Raw genomic sequence first — 24,550 nt, 5'->3', positions numbered from 1 at the left:
GCAGATCTATCCGCGCGGAATGTCGAAACTCGGCGCGGCAAGCTCAAAGCCGTCGAATTGAAAACCGGGCGAGACGGTGCAGCTGACCAAAGTGTAGTCGCCGGTGCTGCGCGCCGCCTGCCAGTGCCCCTCTGGCACGATGAGCTGCGGCTGCCCCTTTGTCATATCCGGGCTGAGCAGATGATCCTGCGCCGGGCCGGTGTCGTCTGGCGACATGGACAGAACCAGCGGCGCGCCCGCATGGTAGAGCCAGATTTCGGTGGCATCGACCCGGTGCCAATGGCTGGTTTCACCGCCGCGCAGCAAAAAATAGATACAGGTGCCGCTGGCACGTCCCGCATTTTTCGCCACCCAGGTCTGACGGTACCAGCCGCCTTCAGGGTGGGGGGTGAGCTGCAGTTCTGCGATGATTTCATCTGCGGTCATGATGTTCCTCATATTGACACAGGCCGTACATTAGCACTGGCAATTCTGCATTTGCAGCATATCTTTGCGCTATGGCTATGCACATCCCCTTTGACAACACATATGCCCATCTGGGCCCCCTTTTTTACAGCAAGCAATTGCCGGAACCGGTGACCGCGCCGCAGCTGATTGCCTTCAATCAGCCGCTGGCGGATTTGTTGCAGGTGTCTGGCAGCAGCGCGCAGGAACAGGCACAGGTCTTTGCTGGCAACCAGATGCCCAGTGGTGCGGATCCGCTGGCCCAGGCCTATGCCGGGCATCAGTTCGGCACTTATAATCCGCAGCTTGGCGATGGCCGGGCTATTCTGCTGGGCGAAGTGTTGGGCCAGGATGGCAAGCGCTATGACATTCAGCTCAAAGGTTCGGGGCGCACGCCCTATTCGCGCCGGGGCGATGGCCGAGCCTGGCTTGGGCCGGTGTTGCGCGAATATGTGATCTCAGAGGCGATGCACGCACTCGGGATCCCAACCACCCGGGCGCTGGCGGCGGTTGCCACCGGCGAAACGGTCTGGCGCGAAGGCGGGATGCCGGGCGCCGTGCTAACCCGCGTGGCCGCGAGCCATCTGCGGGTAGGCACCTTTCAGCTGTTTGCCGCGCGCGGTGAGATCGCAGCGCTGCGCCAGCTGACCGATTATGCCATCAACCGCCACTATCCGCAGGCGCAGGGGCCCATGGGGCTGCTGCGGGCGGTACGCGATGCGCAGGCCAGGTTGATCGCCGCCTGGATGTCGGTGGGCTTTATTCATGGGGTGATGAACACCGACAACAGCAGCATTTCCGGCGAAACGATTGATTATGGCCCCTGCGCTTTTATGGATCACTACCGCGCGGATCAGGTGTTTTCTTCGATCGACCGGATGGGGCGCTATGCCTATTCGAACCAGCCCAGCATTGCGGTGTGGAACCTGGCGCAGCTGGCCACCGCCTTGATTCAGCAGCTGGATGATCCGCAGCAGGCAGTGGATGAGGCCACCGAGATCGTACATGCCATGCCCGCCCTGATTGAGGCCGAGTGGCTGCGCCTGTTCCGCCGTAAAATCGGATTGGAGACTGCGCAGGACGCGGATATGGAGCTGATCTCGGAGCTGTTGGAGCTGTTGGAGCAGGGACAGGCGGATTTCACCAATGTCTTTGCCGCCCTTGGCGACGGCGATGCCCGCGATCAGTTCCTGGCCCCCGAAACCTTTGATGGCTGGGAACGGCGCTGGCGCCAGCGCTGCGCGCAGGAACAGGATCCAAAGGCGGTGATGCGCGCCGCAAACCCAGTTTATATCCCGCGCAACCACCGGATCGAAGAGATGATCGCAGACGCAGTGGCGGGGGATCTTTCCTTGTTTGAACGGATGCAACAGGTTCTGGCCAATCCATTCACGGTGCAGGCAGATGCAGAAGATCTGCGCCGTCCACCACAGGAGAACGAGGTCGTCGCGGCGACCTTTTGCGGCACCTGATCCGTGGGGCGGTTTTTATTGTACTGACAACAGGAAAGGCGCGCTGCACAGAGCAGCGCGCCTTTTAATTCAGGTCATCGCATTTGGCCTAGGCCTTTACAGGTGGGGCCTATGTGGCCTGACGCCGCTGGCCACCGGGCTTGCCGCCGGAGCGCGCACCGCCACCGCCACCGCCCTGGGATTGGCCGCGTCCGCGTCCGCCGCCACCGCCGCCGCCGCGACGGCGATTGCCACCCCCGGGTTTTCCACCGGGGCGACCACCACGGGACGCACCAGCAGGATCTGGCATCGCCTCCCATGGGGAGCCAGAGGCAGTTGGAATGGTGATTTTCATCACCTTCTGGATTGCCTTCAATTCGTCCATCTCATCGGGGGCGCAGAAAGCCACCGCCTGGCCATCCTTGCCAGCGCGGGCGGTCCGGCCAATCCGGTGCACATAGGCATCTGCCACATTGGGCAGTTCGTAGTTGTAGACATATTTCACGTCAGGAATGTCCAGTCCGCGGGCGGCCACATCAGTGGCAACCAGCACTTTGATCTGGCCGGATTTGAACGCGGCCAAGGCGCGTTCACGCTGCCCCTGGCTTTTGTTGCCATGGATCGCCGCAGCTGAAAAGCCGGATTTCTCCAGTGTCTTCATTAGCTTTTCCATGCCGTGTTTGGTGCGGCCAAAGACCAGCGTGCGCTCATCCTTGTGGTCTGCAAGCAGTTCCTTCAGCAGGCTCAGCTTTTCGGCCTTGGCGATAAAGTGGACCGACTGGGTCACCTTGGCGGCGGGCTTGCCCGGAGGCGTCACCTCGATACGCACGGGGCGCTGCAGGTAGGAATTGGCGATCTCGTTCATCTGCTTGGGCATTGTGGCCGAAAACAGCATGGTCTGGCGCTCGTCTGGCAGCAGCGCCGAGATCTTGCGCAGGGCGTGGATGAAGCCCAGATCCAGCATCTGGTCGGCCTCGTCCAGAACCAGAAAATCGCAGGACCCAAGATCCAGCGCTTTGCGGTCGAGAATGTCGAGCAGGCGGCCAGGGGTGGCCACCAGAATATCGGTGCCGCGTGAAATCCGCTGGATTTGCGGGTTGATCGAGACGCCACCAACCACCAGGCCAATTTTCATTGGGGTGCCTTCAGTCAGCGCCTTGAGGGTGGCGGCGATCTGGTTGGCTAGCTCGCGGGTGGGGGCCAGTACCAGGCCACGCACTGTATGGGCGGCGGGCTTGCGGCCATAGTCCAGCATCCGGGCAATCAGCGGCACGCCAAAGGCGGCGGTCTTGCCGGTGCCGGTCTGGGCCAGACCCAGCACATCTTCGCCGTTCAGTGCATGGGGAATGGCGCGGGCCTGGATTGGCGTTGGATCCTTCAGACCCATTTCAGCCAGTCGAGAAAGTACCTGTTCGGGCAGGCCCATTGTTGAAAATTCAGTCACGTATCGTCCTTTCGCGGCCCGGTGCCATGGCAGAGCCATCGGCATGTGCCGTCTGTGCCAGTCGCAAAAGGCGCTGGCTTTTTGTTGGGGCAAAGCCCTCGAGCGGCAACAGGCGACTGCCCGGCCACTGGGATTTGCGAGTGCCCCACGCGTGATTTTGGGAACCTTGGAACTTCACTAGACAGCGGGTCTGTCGCGCATATTGCGCGTTCGGCTGTCTCTGCTCACGCGGCAGGGAAGTATACCTGCAGCCCACATGGGATGTTCCGACGCCAAAGTCAATGCGATGTCTGAGTGGAATTCCGGTTTTCGTCGGCGCGTTGTTTGGCTACATAGGGAACCCAGATCAGTGGACGAAAGTAATACGTGATGACGATTATTGCGCGATGTGAGGCCAAGGGCCTGCGGATGACCGGTCAGCGCCGGGTGATTGCCCGTGCCTTGCAAGACAGCCCGGATCACCCCGATGTGGAAGAACTCTATGCTCGCGCCAGCGCCCTGGATGCAGGGATTTCCCTTGCAACCGTGTATCGTACCGTCAAACTTTTTGAAGAGGCGGGAATTCTGGATCGGCTGGAATTTGGCGATGGGCGGGCGCGATATGAAGACGCGGATCGTGAACACCATGATCACCTGATCGACATCAACACCGGTGCGGTGATTGAATTCTGCGATCCCGACATCGAGGCGCTGCAGGAAAAAATCGCCGCAAAGCTTGGCTATCGGCTAAAGGGGCACAAGCTGGAGCTCTATGGTGTGCCGATGAAGAAGGACGCGGCACCCGACGGAGAGTAGCCGCAGATTGCTTGGGTGTCTCACTCGGAAAAATGCCCAGCGTAGAGCCCCCTGGCCCAGAGAGAGTGTGATTTCACTGTACCTGCCCAGGGTTGCAGGGCTATCGCGCGACGTACATCAATTTATGTGATGCCTTACCCCACAACTTGTTGCGCCCATTGTCGCAAAGAGGCTTGCAGCCGGGGCTGCTTCGCCGCATCCACGGTTGGGTCGTCGGCGCAATTGCTACAGCGCAAATCCTGGCGACAGACGCGTGCGGGCATTGGGAACAGGGGGCATAGGGGCCATCTGCATCCTGCCCGATTTCAGGAGGACGCCCATGAACAATCTCAATGGAATTCTATTGGTTATCGCCTCGATGGCGGCCTTCACGCTGGAAGATATGTTTATCAAGCGCCTGTCCGGGGATATTCCGGTGGGCCAGATTCTGATGATGTTGGGGGCGGGTTCGGGGGCGGTTTTTGCAGTAGCCGCCATTTATAAGCGCGACAATCTGTTTGCGCCCGGAGCCTGGCGTGGGCCGGCAATCCTGCGCACCCTGGCCGAAGCCATCGGGGCCATGGCCTTTGCCACGGCACTGTCGCTGGTGGATATCTCTACCGTTGCGGCGGTGTTTCAGGCGTTGCCGCTGGTCATCACCATGGGCGCCGCCTTGTTTCTGGGCGAACAGGTGGGCTGGCGCCGCTGGAGCGCGATCTGCGTGGGCTTTGTCGGGGTCTTGTTGATTGTTCGCCCGGGGCTTGCCGGGTTTGACCCTGCTGTCTTCCTGGTGTTGCTTGCGGTTCTGGCCATCGCGGCGCGCGATCTGCTGACACGTCTGGTGGATGTGTCGATTTCCTCTGCGGTAGTCAGCTTTCAGGCCTTTGCCTCGCTGATTGTGGCGGGCGGGCTGTTGCTGCTGTCGACAGGCGCAGACCCGGTGTCGGTGGATGGATCACAGGCGCTGATGATGCTGGGTGGCATCATCTTCGGCGTTGGCGGTTACTATGCGATCGTGATTGCAACCCGCATTGGCGATGCCTCGGCGATCACGCCGTTTCGCTATAGTCGGCTGTTGTTTTCGATCCTTGTCGGGGTGCTTGTTTTTGGCGAACGTCCCGATGCGCTGACGCTTGGTGGTGCGGCGCTGATCATTGCCTCTGGGCTTTACACCTTTGTGCGTGAACGTCGGCTGGCCCGCGAGATGGCCCGTGAAATCGCGCTGGCATCTGGCCCGACGGCAGGGGATAGCGTAGCGGTTGTGGCGCGGTAACCGGGGCGGTCTGGCGATGCGGGTGTCAGCCCTGGCCAAACCGGCATCGCTACCGGTGGCGCAAACAGTGAGATGTTAGCCCTAACCTCGTGAATTAAACGCCGTTAGCGGTAACGAGAGATGTTTACATTTGCCCCCCGGCTGCTATGACGCAGGCATCTTTTGTTACAGTCAGGGACCGTCCAAATGAGCACGATTATCGACATTCACGCCCGCGAAATCCTCGACAGCCGGGGCAACCCCACGGTTGAGGTTGACGTGATCCTTGAAGATGGCACCATGGGCCGCGCCGCAGTGCCATCCGGGGCTTCGACCGGGGCGCATGAGGCGGTTGAACGCCGCGATGGCGACAAGGATCGCTATCTGGGCAAGGGCGTTCTGGAGGCGGTTGCCGCCGTCAATGGCGAGATCGCCGAAGAGTTGGTCGGCTTTGACGCAACCGATCAGGTCGCGCTGGATCTGGCGATGATCGACCTGGACGGCACCCCGAACAAGGCGCGCCTTGGTGCCAATGCTATCCTGGGTGTGTCGATGGCTGTTGCCAAAGCGGCTGCTGATTTCACCACCCAGCCGCTGTTTCGCTATGTGGGCGGTACCTCTGCGCGGGTTTTGCCCGTGCCGATGATGAATATCATCAATGGCGGCGAACACGCAGACAACCCGATCGACATTCAAGAATTCATGATCATGCCTGTGGCTGCAAACAGTATCCGCGAGGCCGTGCGCATGGGCGCAGAGGTGTTCCACACCCTGAAGAAAGAGCTGTCGGCGGCAGGTCTGTCCACCGGGATCGGCGATGAGGGTGGCTTTGCCCCCAATATCGCCTCGACCCGCGAAGCTCTGGATTTCATTCTGAAGTCTATCGAAAAAGCAGGCTACCGTCCGGGCGAGGATATCTATCTGGCGCTCGATTGTGCCGCGACCGAATACTACAAGGATGGAAAATATGTGCTGTCGGGCGAAGACAAGGTGCTGAGCTCGGAAGAAAATGCTGATTACCTTGCAGCGCTGGTTGCCGATTACCCGATCATTTCCATCGAAGACGGCATGTCCGAGGATGACTGGGACGGCTGGAAGCTGCTGACCGACAAGATTGGCGACAAGGTACAGCTGGTGGGTGACGATCTGTTTGTCACCAATCCCGCGCGTCTGGCCGAAGGCATCAAGCGCGGCAGCGCCAATTCGATGCTGGTCAAGGTGAACCAGATTGGCACCCTGACAGAGACCCTGAAGGCGGTGGATATGGCGCATCGTGCGGGATTTACCAATGTGATGTCGCACCGTTCGGGTGAAACCGAAGATGCCACCATTGCCGATCTTGCAGTTGCCACCAACTGTGGTCAGATCAAAACGGGTTCTCTGGCGCGGTCTGACCGGCTGGCGAAATACAACCAGCTGATCCGCATTGAAGAAGTGCTGGGCGAAGTGGCGGAATATGCAGGTCGTTCGATCCTTAAGGGCTAGGGCGTAAAAGTAACGCGCCGCCAAATCAAAGGCCCCGAAAATTCGGGGCCTTTGTCGTTTTCTGCGAATGTCTGATTGCCGCGCGGCGCGGTGATCAGGGGGGCTACAGTACCTTGGTCATCAGCATATATTGGTCGCGCGGTTCAAACCGGGTGCGCTGGTACAGCCTCTGAGTCTTTTCATCCTGCCGGTCTACCTCCAGGTGCAGCGCCTTGACCCCGGCTGCGCCAAGGGTTTTTGGCAGCTCGATCAGCACCTCGGTGGCAAGGCCACGGCCGCGCACGGCCGGGCGGATGTAGATTTCATCGACAAAGCCATCCATGCCGCCAAATTCCACCGACCAGCCAAAGGTGACGACGATATAGCCAATCGGCGCGCGGGTGGGGCCAATGATATAAACCGCCCCGTAGGGCATGCCCGCCAACAAAGGCACGATGCCTGCCTCGCGCTGCGCGGGGCTGGTGTCCAACCCGGCCTCGGCGTGAAAGGCGGCCACCATGGGTAACAGCTTCTCTTGATCCTCGGGGCGGGCCAGATGCAGTGCGGCGCTCATAGTCTGGCCAGTCTCTGGGTGATCAGCGAAAAGAATCCGTCGGCATCGACATCACCAATGAACAGTGCATTTTGCGGGCGATCCGTCACCCGCCACCAATCGGCCACAGTCATGCCCAGGGTCAGGTCTGACTGGGTTTCGATCTCGACATTGATCTGGCGCCCGTTGAACAGATCGGGCTGGATGAGATAGGCGATCACGCAGGGGTCGTGCAGCGGGCCACCTTCGGAGCCGTATTTTTCCATATCGAACCGTTCAAAGAAGTCGAGCATTTCGGCGGCAAACTGGCCAACCCGACTGTTCAGCGCGAGCAGCGCGTCGATGCGCGGGCGGGTGATCAGCGCCTTATGGGTGACATCCAGTGGCATCATGGTGATTTTCACGCCGGACTTCATCACGATATCAGCGGCTTCCGGGTCAACATAGATGTTGAATTCAGCGGCGGGGGTGATGTTTCCCACCTCAAAATAGGCGCCGCCCATCAGCACGATTTCTTGCACCCGGTCCACGATATCGGGCGCTTCCTGAAAAGCGGCGGCGATATTGGTCAGTGGGCCCAGCGGACACAGGGTGACCGTGCCGGTTGGTTCCTGGCGCAGGCAGTCGATGATGAAGTCAACGCCAGGTTGGGTTTGTAGTGGCATTCTGGGGGCAAACAGTTCAGGCCCGTCCAGCCCGGTCTTGCCATGCACCGCTTCGGCGGTGACGAGAGGGCGCGACAGGGGGGCGTCACGGCCGGCAAAGACCTTGACTTCGGGGTGGCCTGCCACCTCGCAGATGATGCGGGCATTGGTTTGGGTGCGCGCCAGCGGCACATTGCCTGCCACGCAGGTGATGCCCAGCAGATCCAGCTCCTCTGGGCTGGCAAGCGCCAGCAGGATCGCGATGGCATCATCCTGGCCCGGATCGGTGTCGATGATGATTTTACGAGGCGATGTGCTGGTCATGAGGGATCTGTCCTGAATTTCAAGCTACCAGCCTTGCAGTCTGGCTGGGGATTGTCCAGTGCAGCGGTTGTCACGTGGAATACGGTATTTCTTCAATCGCTTTCAGGGATTGCAGCACGTTCATCGCGTTTCACCGCATCCCAGAGCAGATCCATTTCAGCCAGATCGCTATCGCCTGGGGTTTTGCCTTTGGCGGCCAGCTTGCTCTCGACGCCTTCAAAGCGGCGGATGAATTTGGCATTGGCTTTGCGAAGCGCGGCCTCGGGTTCGACGCCCAGGTGGCGGCCCAAATTGGCCATGACAAACATCAGATCGCCAAACTCTTCCTCGACCTCAACCTGGCTCAGCTCGGCGCGGGCCTCAGCCAGTTCGGCGCTTTCTTCGGCGATCTTGGCGATGACATCATCAATCACCGGCCAGTCAAAGCCCACACGGGCGGCGCGTTTTTGCAGTTTATAGGCACGCAGCAGAGCCGGTAGCCCCACGGCCACCCCGTCAAGCGTGCCATCCTGCTTCTGCCCGGCGCGCTCGGCTGCCTTGATAGCTTCCCAGTCGGCTGTCTGCTGTTCGGGGCTTTTGTCGCGATTCTCATCGCCAAAAACATGCGGATGTCGCGAGACCATTTTGTTCGACATGGTGGTCACCACATCCTGAAAGCTGAAATGCCCGGCCTCGGCGGCCATCTGGGCGTGAAACACTGATTGGAATAGCAAATCGCCCAGCTCTCCCTTCAGTTCATCCCAGGCCTTGCGCTCGATCGCATCGGCGACCTCATAGGCCTCTTCGATGGTATAGGGCGCAATGGATGCAAAATCCTGCTCGATATCCCAGGGGCAGCCGTGATCGGGGTTGCGAAGGGCTTGCATGATCTCCAGAAGTCGTTCTATTCCAGCGCTTTCGTTGTGGATCAGCGCAGGGTCATAGGGGGGCGGTAGCGGTGTGTCAGGCATTGCGGCGGCTCTTGTTCCAGTGTCTGATGCATCAATCCCGAGTCTCACACAGGAGTCCACCCCATGCCGGTTGTGAACCGCATTGCTGATTACGCGACAGAGATGAAGACATGGCGTCAGCATCTGCACCAGATCCCCGAACTGGCGCTGGATCTGCCCAAAACTGCGGCCTATGTGGCCGAACGCCTGCGCGAGATTGGCGTGGATGAACTGCACGAGGGCATTGCCACCTCGGGCATGGTGGCCATCATCAATGGCCAGGGGCCGGGGGGGACCATTGGCCTGCGTGCGGATATGGATGCGCTGCCGATCCCGGAAGAAACCAGCGTAGACTATGTTTCGCAACATGCGGGCAACATGCATGCCTGTGGCCATGACGGCCATACAACCATGCTGCTGGGGGCGGCGAAATATCTGGCCGAGACGCGCAATTTTGCCGGCCGGGTGGCGCTGATCTTCCAGCCCGCCGAAGAGGCCATCGGTGGTGCCCGCATCATGGTGGAAGAAGGCATCATGGATCGGTTCGACATTCAGGAGGTCTATGCACTGCACAATGCCCCCGGCCTGCCTGTGGGCACCTTTTTGACCGCGCCCGGCGCACTGATGGCGGCGGTTGATACCTTTCATATCAATATCCAGGGGGTGGGCGGTCATGGCGCGATGCCGCATGAAACCCGTGATCCGGTGATGGCAGCCTGTGGCATTGCCCAGGCGATTCAGACCATCATCAGCCGCAATCATCACACATTGGAAGACCTGGTGGTTTCGGTCACGCAGATCCACACCGGCACGGTGGACAATGTGATCCCCGATACCGCCTATATCAATGGCACGGTGCGCAGCTTTAACCCGGAGGTGCAGAAAATGGTGATGCGCCGGATGGAGGAAATCGTGGCAGGCCAGGCGGCCAGCTATGGCGTCACCGCCGCGCTGGACTATGAACTTGGCTATCCTGCGACCGTCAACCATGCCGATAAGGCCGCCTTTGCCGCTGACGTGGCGGCCGAGATTTCAGGCGCTGAAAACGTCGAACCAGACGGCGAGCGCGAAATGGGTGCCGAAGATTTCTCTTACATGCTGAAGGCCCGTCCCGGCGCCTATCTGTTCCTTGGTCAGGGCGAAGGCGCCGGACTGCACCACCCCAAGTATAATTTCAACGACGACATTGCGCCGGTGGGGGCTTCGTTCTTTGCCCGGCTGGTGGAACGGGCGTTGCCATTGCGCTGATCTACGGAAAAAGGTGACAGGGGCGGAAAAAGCAGCTATTTCCGCCCTATAATATGATCAAATTATGCCTGCCTTTGGGGATCACGCAAGCATCGTGCCTCGTTTCGCACGGATTTGACGCCGGGCAGGCGGCTGCAAGAGGGATAGACCCATGGCACTGGAAGACGCAAAAACGCAGGTGGATCAGGCATTCACACGTGATGATCTCAAGGGGCTCAGCTTTGAGAACAGTTTTGGCGGGGCGCTGTCCTTTCTGCGCCGCAGCTATACCAAAGACCTGACGCATGCTGATATTGCCATCACCGGCGTCCCCTTTGATCAGGCGGTGACCAACCGCCCGGGCACCCGTCTTGGCCCGCGCGCCATCCGCGAGGCCTCTAGCCTGCAACCTTTTGATCCGCCCTATGGCTGGGGCTATGATCCCTTAAGCGAACTGGCGATTGCCGATTATGGCGATCTGGCCTTTGACTATGCAAATGTCGCGGCCTTTCCGGATGCGCTACGTGATCATATTCGCGGCATTCTGGCCACTGATACTGCCTCGGTGACGCTGGGGGGCGATCACTATATCAGCTTTCCGATCCTGCAAGCCTATGCCGAAAAATACGGCCCGCTATCGCTGGTGCAGTTCGATGCCCACCCCGATACCTGGCCGGATGATGATTTTGACCGCGTCGACCACGGCACCATGTTCTACAAGGCGGTGAAATCGGGCATTGTCGATCCGGCCACCTCGGTGCAGGTGGGCATTCGCACCACGGTCGAGGATACGCTTGGGGTCAACATCATTGATGCGCCCACCGTCCACGAGATTGGCCCGGTTGAGACCGCAGCCCGGATCAAGGCGATCGTCGGGGACAAGCCGACCTATCTTAGCTTTGACATCGACGGGCTGGACCCAGCCTATGCCCCCGGCACCGGCACCCCCGTTTGGGGCGGGCTGACCTCGGCCCAGGCGGCGCGCATCTTGCGCGAGATCGCAGGGATCAATATCAAGGGCGGCGACGTGGTGGAGGTTTCGCCTCTATTTGATACCACAGGGGCGACCGCAGTGGCCGGGGCGCATGTGGCAATGGAAATTATCTGCCTTCTGGGCTGGAATATGAGAGAAAATGGCTGAGTTTAATCAACCGATTAGTGGCAATGATCTGGCGCGGTTTTCCGGACCGAGCACCTTTATGCGGCTGCCGCAGGCAACCTCGCTTGATGGCTTGGATGTGGCCTTTCTGGGGGTGCCGATCGATATTGGAACCTCCTGGCGTTCTGGCACCCGTTTTGGCCCGAAACAGATCCGCGCCGAAAGCGCGATGCTGCGCCCCTATAACATGGCGACAGGGGCGGCACCGTTTGACAGCCTGAATGCCGGGGATATCGGCGATCTGGCAATCAATACCTTCTCGCTGAAGGAATCGCTGCGCATCATCGAAGACAGCTACAATGCCATCCTGGCGGGCGGAGTGATCCCGATGGCCATGGGGGGCGATCATTCGATCACCCTGCCGATCCTGCGGGCGATTGCGGCCAAATACGGCCCCGTTGCCCTGGTGCATATCGATGCCCATGCGGATGTGAACGACGATATGTTCGGTGAGCGAGAAACCCATGGTACGGTGTTTCGCCGCGCCTATGAGGAAGGGCTGATTGTCGCGGATAAAACCTATCAGATCGGCATTCGCGGCACTGGCTATGGTGCGAATGATTTCACCGAGGCACAGGGCTGGGGCTTTCAGCATTTCCCGGCACAAGAACTTTGGGGGCGACAACTGCACAATATGGGCGCTGAGATTCGCCGCGATATCGGCAATCGCCCGGTTTATATTTCTTATGATATCGACAGCCTTGATCCGGCCTATGCGCCCGGCACCGGCACACCAGAGATAGGCGGGCTGACCACGCCCCAGGCGCTGGAACTGATCCGCGCCATGAAGGGGCTGAACATTGTCGGCTGCGACCTCGTCGAGGTTTCGCCGCCCTATGATCCCTCGGGGAATACCGCGCTGACTGCGGCGAATTTGCTGTATGAGATGATGTGCGTTCTTCCTGGTGTGAAATCACGCTAAGCTGCTGCGCATGGCCCATCCATTGGGGGGCACATCAGGCAAGGGGGCGGGGCCGCGATGGGTAGGATCATGATACTGGCTTGGGTGTTGTTGGCCGCAGCCGTGGTTATTGTGGGCTTTATCAGGCTGGCCCCGGTTGATCCTTTTGATTGGAACACCCAGCCAGAACTGACCGAAGACAAGGAATTTCGCGGCGGGGTGTTTCGGGTGGTGCGTACGGGGCCGGATGGGCTGCGCCAGTTTGATCGAATTGCCTCGGGCGCGGCGCGCACCAATCTGCTGTCCGGATCGGTCGAGGACGGGCAGGCGACCTATGTGACCCGTACCAAGGTCATCGGCTTTCCCGATTATACCACGGCACGCCAGGATGGCGATCTGCTCAAGGTCTATGCCCGGCTGCGGTTTGGCCGTTCTGATCTTGGCGTCAACAAGGCGCGGATTGACGCCTGGCTGTCCTTGATGCCCAAGCTTGCAGACTAGAGCCTGTCGCATTTATTTGCAGTCACGCCGCTGGGCCTACGCGTCTGATTTCGCATATTCTTGCCGCATAAAACCTGGTGGCCACGCTGGCTGGCACCATGCTTTGGCTTGTTGCCAGCCGGGGGCTGGGCCTTGATCCGGCGGTGGTTTCAGCCTGTTCGCGGCGCGCGCCGCCTAGTTGCCCGGTTGTCGCAGCCGTTATGCTACAGGGCGGGCAGCGCCCCACGCGGAGCAGTGTGTTGCACTGCGGTTTTGCGTGCAGAACCCGACAGGCTCGCCGAGAGGCAGTTCGCCTGCACCTCGCGCCACATCGGCACGTTTAGCGACATCTGGCACTGGGCCATGAATCGGCGCCCATCTACGTTCAGGCAACGTAGTTCGCCCAGCTCAACCCTGGCGCCGCTTTTGTCGGTACAGTAGCAATCAATAACCGTGCCGCCTGGCCCCTGAACATCCGCAAACGCGGGGAGGGCAAGGCAGGTGAACAGGAATGCGATAAGGGCACTGGCATGTTGCATGCGGCTAGCATATCACAGAAGAGATCTTTATGCCAAAGCGGCAGGACGATACCCCAAAGAGGATGAGACACGGATGATCCCCGAAGAGCGGCTAGAGCAGATCCTGCAACGGTTTCAGTATCTTGAAGCCGCGATGGCAGAGGGGGCAAGCGGTGCCGAGATCGCCAACTTGGCGCGGGAGTATTCCGAGATCAAGCCAGTGGCCGAACAGATCACCGCCTATCGCCAGTTGCTGACAGATCTGGACGACGCCAAAGCAATGCTGGCGGATCCGGATATGAAGGAACTGGCGGAAGAAGAAATCCCCAGCCTGCAGGCGGCACTGCCCGAGGCAGAGCAGGCGCTGCAGCTTGCGCTCTTGCCCAAGGATGAAGCCGATACCCGCCCGGCCATGCTGGAAATTCGCCCCGGCACCGGTGGCGACGAGGCCGCGCTTTTTGCCGGTGATTTGCTGCGGATGTACCAGCGCTACGCCGAGGCGCGCGGCTGGAAGTTTGATATTATCGAAGAACAGGCCACCGAACTGGGCGGCATCAAGGAAGTGGTGGCCCATATCAAAGGCGAAAACGTCTTTGCCCGGATGAAATACGAAAGCGGCGTCCACCGGGTGCAGCGGGTGCCCGTCACCGAAAGCGGTGGCCGGATTCACACCTCGGCGGCCACCGTGGCGGTGCTGCCCGAAGCCCAGGAGGTCGATGTGATGATCGACCCTGGTGACATTCGTATTGATACCATGCGCGCCTCTGGCTCGGGGGGGCAGCACGTCAATACCACCGATTCCGCGGTGCGTATCACCCATATTCCCACCGGCGTCATGGTGGTGAGCGCCGAGAAATCGCAGCATCGAAACCGCGAGATTGCGATGCAGGTTCTGCGCGCTCGGCTTTATGATCTGGAGCGCCAGCGCATTGATGGCGAACGATCCGCTGATCGCGCCAGCCAGGTCGGTTCGGGGGATCGGTCGGAACGGATCCGCACCTATAACTTCCCCCAGGGGCGGATGTCTGACCATCGGATCAACCTTACCCTTTATAAGCTGGATCAAATCCTTCAGGGGGATCTTGATGAAATTATCGACGCGCTGACGGCAGACAATCAGGCGCGGCTCTTGGCTGAGATGGGGCAGTGATGGAAGGCACCGCTGCCCAGGCCATGGCCGCTGCGGCGGCGCGGCTACGGGCCGCAGGGGTAGAGGATCCGGCGCGCGATGCCCGTATTCTGCTAGCGCATGCCGCCCGCATAGAGGCCAGCCGCGTCACCCTGATCGCGCCAGAGGAACTTTCCCCCGAGGTGGCCGACCGCTACGAGCAACTGATAGCGCTGCGCGCGGTTCGGGTGCCGGTGTCGCATCTGATTGGCGAGCGTGAATTTTATGGCCGCCGTTTCAAAGTTTCCAAAGATGTGCTGGATCCGCGCCCGGAAACTGAAACCCTGATCGAGGTGGCCCTGTCGCAGCCGTTTGAACGGGTGCTGGATCTTGGCCTTGGCTCTGGCTGCATTCTGGTGACGCTGCTGGCGGAAAATCCGCGCGCGTCGGGGCTGGGTGTGGATCTGAGCGAGGCCGCCTGTCTGCAGGCCAGCGCCAATGCGGTGCTGCACCGGGTGGAGGCCCGCATTGATATCCAGCAGTCGGACTGGTTTGCCAATGTCAGTGGTGAATTCGATCTGATCACTGCTAACCCGCCCTATATTGCCTTGGACGAAATGGCAGGCCTGTCGCCCGAGGTGCGCGGCCATGAGCCCGATATGGCGTTGACCGATGGTGGCGATGGTTTGGGCGCATATCGCGCAATCGCCGCCAGGGTGATGGCGCATCTGCGCCCAGGCGGGCGGCTCTGCCTTGAAATTGGCCCTACTCAGGGCCAAGCAGTGGTGAAATTGCTGCAAGACGCGGGCCTGGTCGATCTGCGCATCCTGCCTGATCTGGATGGGCGCGACCGCGTTGTTACCGGCCAAAGGCAGGCCTAAAGTGGCATTTTGTTGCGAAAATTTCTATTTTTGAAAGAAAATGTGGGAAATATGAGGTGCGCCCCTTGTCTGGGGCGGTAGAAAGTGGTTACTCAAAGTGTCGCTCAATAACGGCGAGGTTTCTCTACCTCCCAGCGACACCAAGCCCAAAATAGTCGATCATCCGGCGCCGGGATGCGCTGCATTGGATCCATGACACATGAAATTAAGGCTGACGTTAGGCATATGAGATCGTCAAAATCACGTTCGCGTTCCAAGTCGAACCGGAACCGCCCCAATGGGGTCAATGTTGTAAATCGGGTCTTCGATAGCTCCGGCCCAGAGGGCAAGGTGCGCGGGACCCCGCAACAAATAATCGATAAATACAATCAGTTGACTCGCGATGCGCAGCTCAGCAATGACCGGGTGGCGGCTGAAAACTTTCAGCAACACGCGGAACATTACCTGCGGTTGTTGAACGAAGCGCAGCGCGAAATCGATGCGCGGCGTGAAGATCAGGAACGGCAAAACCGCGAGCGCCAGGCAGAGCGGGATCGCGAACGCGCAGAGCGTCTTGAACGGCAGGAGCGCGAAGCCTCTGCCAATCAGCAACAACAGCAGCAACCTGCCGCAGCCCCCCGCCGGGAGGCTGGTGACTCCGCCAATGCGGATCCGGCCAACGCGCCGCAGCCCGAGGTCCTGGACCCGCGCGACGCCGCACGGGCGCCGGTCGATAACGGCGTCGATGCTTCGGCACAGGAGAGCGGCCTAGTTGAAACCCCCGAAAGCCAGGGCCAGCATGGTCAGGGCCAGCAGGGGCAAGAGCCAGCGGGCGCCGGGAAAAAACCGGCCAGCCGCAAACCGCGCAGCCGCAAACCTGCCCCCAAACAGGGTGCAAGCGGCGAGGGGGACGACCAGGCGTCTTCTGCGGAGGAGGTCAAGGAAGTCAAGCCCAAACGCGCGCCACGTGCGCGGGCAAAGCCCAAGGCCAAGCCAGAGGATGCACCGGAAGCGGCTGAATAAGGCCTCTTCTGTTTTGCTGATCTATTTGAACAGCCCAACAAAAAACCGGCGTCCTTTCGGGCACCGGTTTTTTTGTGTCTGATGGTTTGCTAGTCGCGATCGTGTCCGGATCAGCTGCGGTGCCGGATCGGGGGGGCTAGTCCAGCGGTTTGATGCTGCGGGCGAGGGCGCAGAATTGCTCTAGGCTGACCTGTTCGGCGCGCTCAGTCGGGGCGATACCTGCTGCGCGCAGGTGGTCCTCGATGCCGGGGGCGACGCTTTTGAGGCTGGCACGCAGCATCTTGCGCCGCTGATTAAAGCCTGCAGCAATCACCCGCGACAGGGTTGCGGCATCAGCCGGAAAGCGCGGTTCGGCCAGCGCGGTCAGATGCACCACGGCGCTATGCACTTTGGGTGGCGGGCTAAAGGCTTCGGGGGGCAGCGCCAGAACGATACGCGCATCAGCGCGCCACTGTGCCAGGAGCGCCAGGCGGCCATAGGCCTTGGTGCCGGGCTGGGCAACGATACGTTCGGCCACTTCGCGTTGAAACATCAAGGTCAGGCTTTGCCAGAAGGGCGGCCAGTCCTTGGGGGTGAGCCAGCGCACCAGAAGTTCGGTGCCGACATTGTAGGGCAGATTGGCAGCAACCCGCACCGGAGGCGTCAGATGTTGCAGCGGGTCGATCTCTAGCGCGTCGCCATTGATCAGCTCCAACCGGCCGGGATAGGCCGCAGCGATTTCGGCAAGCGCCGGCATGCAGCGGCTATCCTTTTCCACTGCCAGCACCCGCCGCGCTCCTTCGGCCAATAGCCCCCGTGTCAGCCCGCCGGGGCCGGGACCGATTTCCAGCACGTCGCAGCCGCTCAAATCGCCAGCCTGACGCGCGATCTTGGCGGTGAGGTTGAGATCCAGCAAAAAGTTCTGCCCCAGCGACTTGCGCGCCAGAAGCTGATGGGTGTCGATGACCTCGCGCAGCGGAGGCAGGCTGTCGATTGCACTCATGTCAATATGTCCAGGGCGCGCGACCTTGCGGGGCGCCAGTCAAAGAGAGGGTTGGGCCGGGATAGGCAGTGGGATGTAACGCGTCAAGAGGGCGCGGTTGCGCGCTGCGCCATGCTCTGGGCAAGTTTCAGCGCCTCGATCAGACTAGAGGGATTGGCCTGGCCGGTGCCCGCGATGTCAAATGCGGTGCCATGGTCCGGCGAGGTGCGGATAAAGGGCAGCCCAAGGGTGACATTGACGCCGCGGTCAAAATCCAGCGTCTTGATCGGGATCAGCGCCTGATCGTGATACATGCAGATGGCCGCATCATAGCGGGCGCGGGCGGCGGCGTGAAATAGCGTATCCGCCGGATGTGGCCCGGTGAGGGTCAGCGCTTGGCTCTCGGCATCAAGCTTTGCAACCAACGCATTGATCCAGAGCAGTTCTTCCTGGCCCATGGCCCCACCTTCGCCGGCATGTGGGTTCAACCCGGCGACGGCAATCCGCGGCTGCGCAATGCCAAACTGCTGGCGCAGCCCCTGGGCCGTGATCTCGACCACCTCTTGCAGCAGTGCAGGGGTCAGGGTGGTTGCCACATCCGCCAGGGCGATATGAATGGTGGCAGGCACCACCCGCAGGGCCGGGCTGGCCAGCATCATCACCACGCGGGCGCGACCTGCCAGATGGGCCAGAAACTCGGTATGGCCGGGAAAGGCGAACTGCGCGCCGTCAATCAGCGCTTTCTTGTGAATGGGGGCGGTGCACAGCGCGGCGGCCTGCCCGGATTGCACCAGCTCTACCCCGCGCTGAATGGATTGCACCACTCCGGGCGCATTGGCCGGATCGGCGCGGCCCTTGGTGGTATCGCCGGCAAACTTCAGCGGCAGAACCGGCAGGGCTCGTGCCGCATGGGCCAGCGCCTCGTGTGGGTGCGAGATCGGCTGCACTGGCAGACTCGCAGGTAGATGGCGCGGATCGCCAATCCAAAAGAACGGGCAACTGTCTTTCAGTTGCTGCCAGGCCATGGCGGCGATTTCCGGGCCAATCCCGGCGGGTTCACCACAGCTGAGCGCCAGCGGGGCCAGCGCTCTGGGGGCGGCGGAGGCCCCAGAGCCCCCCTGGATTGCAGGAGTCATTTCTCGATGATCAGCGCATCTGCCCGCAGCTGTTCCAGAAAGCTGTCAGCGGAGGAGGCAACCCGCTGTTGGGTCAGCGCATTTGCGACCGTTTCACGGGATTCGCCTTCGCCGAGTTCGGCGCTACGCCCGCAGAGCATGAGCAGCATCAGCGTCTGACCCTGGTTGCGGGTCAGGGTCAGCGAGGTTTCATTTGGGTCCAGCTTGGCCAGCTCAATGGCGATGTCCTGGGGGACTTCACTAGGGGGCAGGCTTTTGCGGTCCAGCACGGCGGGGTCCTGACCCTTTGCAATACCGTAAAGATCATCACAGCTGTCAATGGAATTGGCAATCTTCTGTCCCTGGGCCAGGGCCTCGGGGCTGCGGCCGCCCGGAATGTAGTAGGCGGCATATTCGATCGCCGAGTATCGCTGGCTGCCGCCGGTTACTTCGCGCACACCGCGCATCTGGAACATGGCAACGGCGCCTTGCAGTGGCAGCGGTTCAGTGATTTCGCCCGGATCAAGTGCAAGCACCACGGGCTGCAACTGCGGCGGCAGTTTGGTTAGGTTCATCCAAGGCAGTTTGCCCCCGTTGGCGCGGCTGTCAGAGGCGGAGTACTGGGCCGCGGCGGCGGAAAATGCGGCTTGGCTGGTCAATTGCCCGACCTGATCGGTCAGTTCCTGCACCTGCTGGACGTTCTGCTCGTTGAGCGGCACGATCAGTTCTGAGAGCAGCACCTGTACCCCGCCTGCTCCGGCCTGGCCCATGGCGCGGTCGATCTCTGCCTCGGTGGGGCGGGCACGGCCCAAAAAGCGCGAGCTGATATATTCCCGCCAACCCAGGCCTACCTTGGTAAAATCGCGCACTGTTTCCGGCTCGATTCCGTTTTCGCCAAGCACCTTGAGGAATTCATTCAAGGTCAGATTGGCCCGCCCAGCCAGTTCCGTTATGCCTGCAGTGATCTCTTCTTCGCTGGGAGATATGCCAACCCTTGCCATTTCCGCCAGTTTGAGCCGATCATTGATCAGCTCCTTGCGGGCCATGATTTCTGGGTTGCCGGGGGTGCGCAGGATGCCCATGAACAAGGCGCGCTGCTTCAATTCGTAATTGGTGATGACGGCACCATCCACGGTAATAGCGGGCGAAAACAGCCCCTGCGCCACCAGAGGCGTGGCCGTGGAAACCAGCCCAAGCGCCAGCGTGGCGGCGGCTGCGGTTCTGGAAAAGCTTCGCATCAGGGAAGCGGAGAAGGCCTGGGTCAAGAGTGTCTGCATGATCGCCTGTACTGTTTGCTGCCGTTATTGATTGAGAACCCGTTCATGGAGATTGAGAACCCAAAATCCGTTGAGGGATCGACGCTTGTGGTTGAGGTATAGCGCCGGTTTACCGAAAGGTCGACCGTCACACATTCATTGCTGTAGGCAAGGCCAATGCCGGCCCGGGTCGCCCGCGCATCCGAGATATCGTAGCGCAGGTTGGCACTGGCCTCCCAGTTGGCTGAGACCGCGTAAGAGCCATCCAACCAAATTTCAGAGGTTTCGGTATTGCGGCTTTCGGTGGGGTCGGTGCCAAGCCAGAGATAACTGCCGGACAGTGACAGATCATCGCGATACCAGTCGCCGCGCACCTCAGCCTTGGAGAAGTTGAGGGAATCATTCAGCAAGCCGCGCGCCGTCAGCGCCATATCGTCGCTGAATTTCAATTGCCCGGCCAGCAACAGGTTTGACGTGATCCCTCCCAGCCCCGAGCTTTCGGTAAAGCGGGGATCGCTGTCCTGGCGCAAAATCTGGCCGAGTGTGGCATAGGCCTGCCAGCCGCTGCTGGCAAAGCGGGCCCAATTCACCCCGTAAGCCAGTGACAGCCCATCTTCGCGGGCATCCGCCGCCGGAAACCGCGAAAGCGACAGCAGGTTGCCCTGGTCAAATTCGACAAAATTGCTCTCATCGCGGGCGGTATCCTCGCCGATGGTATTGCTCCAGCCCAGTTGCACGATGGGCTCCAGGAACTGCGCGGCACCGCTGGCATCCGTTTTGGACATTGGCAGGCGCAGGGTCAGGCGCGACCGCGGGGTAAGTCGTGAGCTGTGTTCATCATAGTAAGAATCGTCATAGGTGGTGAAGCCGTCGACTGCGGCCCCCACGGCCCACTCGACCTCTAGCCCGCCTGCGAGCTGCCAGTGGCGACGCCAATCGACATCGGCGGTAATATGGCCCTGATCGCGGCCATTGGTTTCGGTCCGGTTCCCTTCGATGTCCGAGGTGCGACTGTGGCCATGCGCTTCCAGTGTCAGTCGTGTCTCGCCACCGATGGAGATCGGGAAATAGCGCTTCTGGTAGTAGATTTCACCAATGTTCGAGGGGAGAAGATCCTGGTCTTCGCTGTCACGCAGGGTCTTGAACTTGATGATGCCGGCGCGCAGCAGGCTGTCGCGTCCTGCGCGGGTCAGGGTGATTTCAGACCGCAGGCGATCCTGATCGGGCAGGCCGTAATCGGCAATATAGGCATTGTCCGAGACGGACTTGAGGTCAAGTTCCAGCTGTAGATCGTTCTTTAGGTGAAACTGGCCGGTCGCAAACAGATAACCACGGTCATCGCCGGGCTGAAGATCATCGCGTGTGTAGGCCCCGTTCAATTCAATAGTTCCGCGACGAAAGGCTTGGCGGTAGCGTGCATCCAGGGTGCGGGTGCTGCCGGAAATATAGGGGGCCAGGGTCAGATCCCGGCTGTCGCCCAGGGTAAAGAAGTAGGGCACCTTGATCCCGGTTCCCAGGTTCGAGGTGCTGCGCGTCGACGGCACCAGGAAGCCGGTGCTGCGTTTCAGCGAAGGGTCCGGCAGGCGCACGGCGGGAAAGTAGAAGACGGGTACATCCAGCACCCTGACCTGGGCACCTTCAAAATAGAGCTGCTGTTCGACCTGATCATGGATCACCCGCTCGGCCCGAATCTGCCAGAGTGGTGGTTCGCCGTCATCGCAGACATGGCAAGACGTCACAGAGGTCTTGTAGAGCTGGGTATACCGCCCGCCAACTCGGGCCATTTCGAGCGAGGCCATTTGCAGTTGCTGCTTGAAGACCATGCGGGCACCGGTCAGCAACCCATCGCGCAGATCGCGGTCCATCTCGGCGGCGTCGGCCAGAATGGTGATATCGCCGCCTTGATCAATGCGGATTGGTCCCTCGATCTGCAGGGTACCAGAGCTTTCTTCAAAGGTGATCTGCCGGGCCTGTAGGCGGACATCGCCCCTGAATGCTTCGACATTTCCCTTGGCAATCAGCTGGCGTTCCGGGGTGATGAACAGCTGATCAGCAACCAGGATTGCTGGCTGCTCTGCAACGGGAAGGGGGCCGGTGCCCTGTGCGATTGCAGGCTGGGCAGCGACCAGCCATGGCAGAACCACCGAGAGCAATAGGGCGCGGCGCATATTATCCGTCCTCAGCATGTAAGAGCAGTCCCATCGTCAGCAGAATAGAGGCCACCGGCGGTGCCCAGGCAGCAAGTGCTACCGGGATCTGGCCGTTCTCCCCCAAGATTTGCGCAAAATTGCGTATGAAGTACAGCCCAAACCCCAAGAGCACAGCGGTCAGCACTGCCAGCCCAGTACCACCAAAGCGCACATGGCGCATGGTAAAGGCAGCCCCCACCAGAACCATGGCGATCAGGAACAGTGGCCGGGCCAGTTCTACCTGATACCAGACCTGATAGCGTTTGGTGGAAAACCCTGCCTGCGACAGGTCGCGTATGGTACTTGGCAGATCATAGATCGAAATCCCATCGGCCGAGCCGAGCCTGTCGCGGATACGATCCTGGGTTAGCGAGGTCGGCAGGCGCAGTGTTTCATGGGTGGTGGCCGATTTTTCCGGATTGATGCCACTTGCCAATTGCCAGGCTTTGGCAGAGCGCAAGAGCCATTCTTCCCCATCTAGCTTGGCGCTCTTGGCGATGATCCGCCGCACCGGCCCCTTGTCCGTCGCATATTCGATAAGGGTCACGTCATAAAGAATGATGTCATCCTGCCCACCACCGTATGAGGTGGCATGGATCACCGCTTGCCCAGTTGTGCTGCCCTGGCGCAGCCACAGTCCCTCGCCAGAGAGCGACAGCACAGCAGGCCCGCCGTTGCGGTAGGTATCGGCCAGGGTTTTGTACCGGTTGGTGGTGGCGGCAACAATCGGGTTGAGCGTGCTGACCGCCAAGAGCCCCAAGAGCCCGGCGACCAAAACTGGGGCAGCCAGCGCCCGGATGCCAGAGCGCCCAATCGCCCGCGTCACCACCAGTTCACTGCTGCGGGCCAGCCCGACAAATAGCACAATTGTGGTCAAGATCATGATCAGCGGTAGAAATTCGCTTAGCGCGGCGGGCGCATTCAGCAGGGTCAAGCCCAGGAGCTTCCCGGCGCCAATGTCAACGCTGTCAAACCGGCGGAATTGTTCGTTCAGGTCGATCAGCATGACCAGGGTCATCAAGACACCGCAGATGATGGCGAACCACTGAAAAAAGCGTCGCGCATAGTAGAGATCCAGCTTCATGACCGGGCCTCCTGTTTGTTTGCAGCCGCGATTCCGCGCCGTTGCAGCACCGGCGGCCGCGCCGCCAGCTGTAGGAACCCCATCGCAATGGCAAGCCCGGTCAGTGCGGGCAAATAGATCAGCGGCCAAAGGTCAGGGTTTTTCATCACGGGTTCCGAAACCACGCCGCGCAGCCCTTCGATCAGGATCAGCAGCAAAAAAGCCAAGAGCGCCTGACGCCAGACGCCAAAGCGCGAGTAGGATCCCAGCATCAGCGCCGAAAACCCGATCATCGCCACGGCAACACAGATCAAGGCACGGGCAAAGCGCAGGTGGAATTCCTCTGCCAAGGCACCGGGGGTGTAGCCGTCCGATTGGGGGAGCAGGTCACGGTTTTGAAACAGTTCCCAGCTGGGAATCGCCCGGATATTGCGATTTGACACAGAAGAATTGTTAGTCAAAGAGCTGATATCATAGGAGAAATCAGAAAACTTTGTGGTCGAAAGCTGCCGTTTCTTCAGGTCCAGACGTTGTGCCATTCCATCAACCATAATGAGGTGGGTACGCTCTGCGTCGCGTACGAGAAAGGCGCGGGCGCCAGTGTAGGTGACGCTGTTATTCGGGTCTCGCCGGTCGGATAGAAAGACATCATTCAGGGTGCCGTCAGTGTTGATCTGGCGGATATAAAAGGTCACGCCCTTGGCGGGGTGCAGAAAATTTCCTTCGGTTAGCAGCTTGGCGGTCACATTGCGGGAGACTTCCTGTTCGCGCAGCGCCAGCTGATTGATCGAACTGGGCAGCAGAAAATGGGTCAGGACCGACATCATCAGCCCGGTGATCAGCCCAAAGACCAGCGCAGGACGCGCCATTTGCCAGGGGCTGGTCCCCGTGGCCCGCAGAACCGTCAATTCGCTTTCACCCTGCAACCGGTTGGTAACCCAGACTGCCGATGCAAAGACCGCCACCGGCAGTACCATGCGTATAAGGTTGGGCAGCGCCAGGGCGGTGAATTCAAAGAACACCATCGCTGTCTGGCCGTCGCCGATCAGGCGATCAAACAGGACAACCGCCCGGTTCACCCAGAAGACGGCAACTAAGATAAGCGCAAAAAAGCTGAATAACAGCAGATATTGCGACAGGACGTATCTGTCGAAGCGTGACACTCGATCCCCCCAGACCCTGCCATTATCATTTTGCCAAACCATAAAGGAATTGTTCTGCGGGGAAAACTGCAATTTGGTCCAATTCCGTGTTCTTGCGAAGCTTTCGCGCCAGGCACGCCCCGACAGAGCGCAGAGCAATCAGGCAGAGCGGCACCCGCCGCCGTGAAGGCCCTATGCCAAACCCCAATTGACACTGCGTTTTGTGCTCTTGCCTGTGGGGGCTGGCCATTGCGCGGGGTGCAAGCTAC

Annotated in this window: 23 protein-coding genes; 11 read left to right on the top strand and 12 right to left on the bottom strand. The window is 60.3% G+C overall.

Translation table 11 applies throughout. From position 1 onward, the window contains the following. Positions 1 to 6: 6 nt before the first annotated feature. Positions 7 to 426, bottom strand: coding sequence for a cupin domain-containing protein (locus tag ACN0VH_RS03395; RefSeq protein WP_417699500.1), 420 nt, complete (start codon positions 424 to 426; stop codon positions 7 to 9). A gap of 71 nt (positions 427 to 497) precedes the next feature. Here ACN0VH_RS03395 and ACN0VH_RS03390 point away from each other — a divergent pair, with 71 nt between their 5' ends. After that, positions 498 to 1,916, top strand: coding sequence for a protein adenylyltransferase SelO (locus ACN0VH_RS03390; RefSeq protein ID WP_417699498.1), 1,419 nt, complete (start codon positions 498 to 500; stop codon positions 1,914 to 1,916). Positions 1,917 to 2,025: 109 nt separating this feature from the next. Here the strand turns inward: ACN0VH_RS03390 and ACN0VH_RS03385 are convergent, their stop codons facing one another. Further along, the gene (locus tag ACN0VH_RS03385) at positions 2,026 to 3,339 is read right to left on the bottom strand and encodes a DEAD/DEAH box helicase (RefSeq protein WP_490362980.1); all 1,314 of its coding nucleotides are present in this window, start codon (positions 3,337 to 3,339) and stop codon (positions 2,026 to 2,028) included. 369 nt (positions 3,340 to 3,708) lie between these two features. On the opposite strand from ACN0VH_RS03385, the gene ACN0VH_RS03380 reads away from it, so the two are divergent. The 3 genes from ACN0VH_RS03380 (at position 3,709) to eno (ending at position 6,850) form a co-directional block, all read left to right on the top strand. Further along, the gene (locus ACN0VH_RS03380) at positions 3,709 to 4,134 is read left to right on the top strand and encodes a Fur family transcriptional regulator (protein WP_417699497.1); all 426 of its coding nucleotides are present in this window, start codon (positions 3,709 to 3,711) and stop codon (positions 4,132 to 4,134) included. A 319-nt stretch (positions 4,135 to 4,453) separates the two neighbouring features. Then, positions 4,454 to 5,386 carry a DMT family transporter gene (locus ACN0VH_RS03375; protein ID WP_417699496.1) on the top strand — a complete coding sequence of 311 codons (933 nt, stop codon included), beginning with the start codon at positions 4,454 to 4,456 and terminating at the stop codon, positions 5,384 to 5,386. Between the two features lie 186 nt (positions 5,387 to 5,572). Then, positions 5,573 to 6,850, top strand: coding sequence for a phosphopyruvate hydratase (gene eno, locus ACN0VH_RS03370; protein ID WP_278921846.1), 1,278 nt, complete (start codon positions 5,573 to 5,575; stop codon positions 6,848 to 6,850). A 103-nt stretch (positions 6,851 to 6,953) separates the two neighbouring features. Here eno and ACN0VH_RS03365 read toward each other — a convergent pair whose 3' ends face one another. The 3 genes from ACN0VH_RS03365 to mazG all read right to left on the bottom strand — a co-directional run bounded on the left by ACN0VH_RS03365 (position 6,954) and on the right by mazG (position 9,300). Next, positions 6,954 to 7,403, bottom strand: a complete 450-nt coding sequence (locus ACN0VH_RS03365) for a GNAT family N-acetyltransferase (RefSeq protein ID WP_278921845.1) — start codon at positions 7,401 to 7,403, stop codon at positions 6,954 to 6,956. After that, positions 7,400 to 8,350 (bottom strand): nucleoside hydrolase, encoded by a 951-nt coding sequence (locus tag ACN0VH_RS03360; protein WP_417699495.1) that lies wholly within the window; start codon positions 8,348 to 8,350, stop codon positions 7,400 to 7,402. Before ACN0VH_RS03360 ends, ACN0VH_RS03365 begins: the two co-directional genes overlap by 4 nt. A gap of 92 nt (positions 8,351 to 8,442) precedes the next feature. Next, positions 8,443 to 9,300: a nucleoside triphosphate pyrophosphohydrolase gene (gene mazG, locus ACN0VH_RS03355; RefSeq protein WP_278921843.1), complete on the bottom strand. Its 858-nt coding sequence runs from the start codon at positions 9,298 to 9,300 to the stop codon at positions 8,443 to 8,445. 63 nt (positions 9,301 to 9,363) lie between these two features. On the opposite strand from mazG, the gene ACN0VH_RS03350 reads away from it, so the two are divergent. The 4 genes from ACN0VH_RS03350 (at position 9,364) to ACN0VH_RS03335 (ending at position 13,067) form a co-directional block, all read left to right on the top strand. Further along, positions 9,364 to 10,527 carry a M20 aminoacylase family protein gene (locus tag ACN0VH_RS03350; RefSeq protein ID WP_278921842.1) on the top strand — a complete coding sequence of 388 codons (1,164 nt, stop codon included), beginning with the start codon at positions 9,364 to 9,366 and terminating at the stop codon, positions 10,525 to 10,527. Positions 10,528 to 10,678: 151 nt separating this feature from the next. Further along, the gene (gene speB, locus ACN0VH_RS03345) at positions 10,679 to 11,647 is read left to right on the top strand and encodes an agmatinase (RefSeq protein WP_278921841.1); all 969 of its coding nucleotides are present in this window, start codon (positions 10,679 to 10,681) and stop codon (positions 11,645 to 11,647) included. Further along, positions 11,640 to 12,587, top strand: a complete 948-nt coding sequence (gene speB / locus ACN0VH_RS03340; RefSeq protein ID WP_278921840.1) for an agmatinase — start codon at positions 11,640 to 11,642, stop codon at positions 12,585 to 12,587. The genes speB (ACN0VH_RS03345) and speB (ACN0VH_RS03340) overlap by 8 nt, the downstream gene beginning before the upstream one ends. Positions 12,588 to 12,644: 57 nt before the next feature. After that, the gene (locus tag ACN0VH_RS03335; protein WP_232400858.1) at positions 12,645 to 13,067 is read left to right on the top strand and encodes a DUF1499 domain-containing protein; all 423 of its coding nucleotides are present in this window, start codon (positions 12,645 to 12,647) and stop codon (positions 13,065 to 13,067) included. 203 nt (positions 13,068 to 13,270) lie between these two features. On the opposite strand, the gene ACN0VH_RS03330 is transcribed toward ACN0VH_RS03335, so the two are convergent. Then, entirely contained in the window at positions 13,271 to 13,585 is a 315-nt protein-coding gene (locus ACN0VH_RS03330) for a hypothetical protein (RefSeq protein WP_278921839.1), read from the bottom strand. A gap of 73 nt (positions 13,586 to 13,658) precedes the next feature. Between ACN0VH_RS03330 and prfA the strand changes: the two genes are divergently transcribed. From prfA to ACN0VH_RS03315, 3 genes are all read left to right on the top strand, one after another. Next, a complete protein-coding gene (gene prfA / locus ACN0VH_RS03325) occupies positions 13,659 to 14,714 on the top strand; it encodes a peptide chain release factor 1 (RefSeq protein ID WP_278921838.1) in 1,056 nt (351 codons plus the stop codon). Further along, positions 14,714 to 15,553 (top strand): peptide chain release factor N(5)-glutamine methyltransferase, encoded by an 840-nt coding sequence (gene prmC, locus ACN0VH_RS03320; protein ID WP_278921837.1) that lies wholly within the window; start codon positions 14,714 to 14,716, stop codon positions 15,551 to 15,553. Before prfA ends, prmC begins: the two co-directional genes overlap by 1 nt. 225 nt (positions 15,554 to 15,778) lie before the next feature. Next, entirely contained in the window at positions 15,779 to 16,555 is a 777-nt protein-coding gene (locus ACN0VH_RS03315) for a DUF4167 domain-containing protein (protein ID WP_417699984.1), read from the top strand. 136 nt (positions 16,556 to 16,691) lie between these two features. On the opposite strand, the gene rsmA is transcribed toward ACN0VH_RS03315, so the two are convergent. From rsmA to lptF, 6 genes are all read right to left on the bottom strand, one after another. After that, the gene (gene rsmA / locus ACN0VH_RS03310) at positions 16,692 to 17,537 is read right to left on the bottom strand and encodes a 16S rRNA (adenine(1518)-N(6)/adenine(1519)-N(6))-dimethyltransferase RsmA (protein ID WP_417699494.1); all 846 of its coding nucleotides are present in this window, start codon (positions 17,535 to 17,537) and stop codon (positions 16,692 to 16,694) included. 83 nt (positions 17,538 to 17,620) lie between these two features. Next, the gene (gene pdxA, locus ACN0VH_RS03305; RefSeq protein ID WP_278921835.1) at positions 17,621 to 18,652 is read right to left on the bottom strand and encodes a 4-hydroxythreonine-4-phosphate dehydrogenase PdxA; all 1,032 of its coding nucleotides are present in this window, start codon (positions 18,650 to 18,652) and stop codon (positions 17,621 to 17,623) included. Beyond that, positions 18,649 to 19,908: a peptidylprolyl isomerase gene (locus tag ACN0VH_RS03300; protein WP_278921834.1), complete on the bottom strand. Its 1,260-nt coding sequence runs from the start codon at positions 19,906 to 19,908 to the stop codon at positions 18,649 to 18,651. The genes pdxA and ACN0VH_RS03300 overlap by 4 nt, the downstream gene beginning before the upstream one ends. After that, on the bottom strand, positions 19,893 to 22,055 hold the full coding sequence (locus ACN0VH_RS03295; RefSeq protein ID WP_278921833.1) for an LPS-assembly protein LptD: 2,163 nt from the start codon (positions 22,053 to 22,055) through the stop codon (positions 19,893 to 19,895). The genes ACN0VH_RS03300 and ACN0VH_RS03295 overlap by 16 nt, the downstream gene beginning before the upstream one ends. A 1-nt stretch (position 22,056) precedes the next feature. Beyond that, entirely contained in the window at positions 22,057 to 23,160 is a 1,104-nt protein-coding gene (lptG, locus tag ACN0VH_RS03290; RefSeq protein WP_278921832.1) for an LPS export ABC transporter permease LptG, read from the bottom strand. Continuing rightward, positions 23,157 to 24,302, bottom strand: a complete 1,146-nt coding sequence (gene lptF / locus ACN0VH_RS03285; protein WP_278921831.1) for an LPS export ABC transporter permease LptF — start codon at positions 24,300 to 24,302, stop codon at positions 23,157 to 23,159. The genes lptG and lptF overlap by 4 nt, the downstream gene beginning before the upstream one ends. Positions 24,303 to 24,550: the final 248 nt, after the last annotated feature.

The sequence above is a fragment of the Pseudophaeobacter sp. genome, assembly GCF_048267565.1.
Classification (GTDB): domain Bacteria; phylum Pseudomonadota; class Alphaproteobacteria; order Rhodobacterales; family Rhodobacteraceae; genus Pseudophaeobacter; species Pseudophaeobacter profundi.
This window is presented reverse-complemented; position numbering and strand designations above follow the sequence as displayed.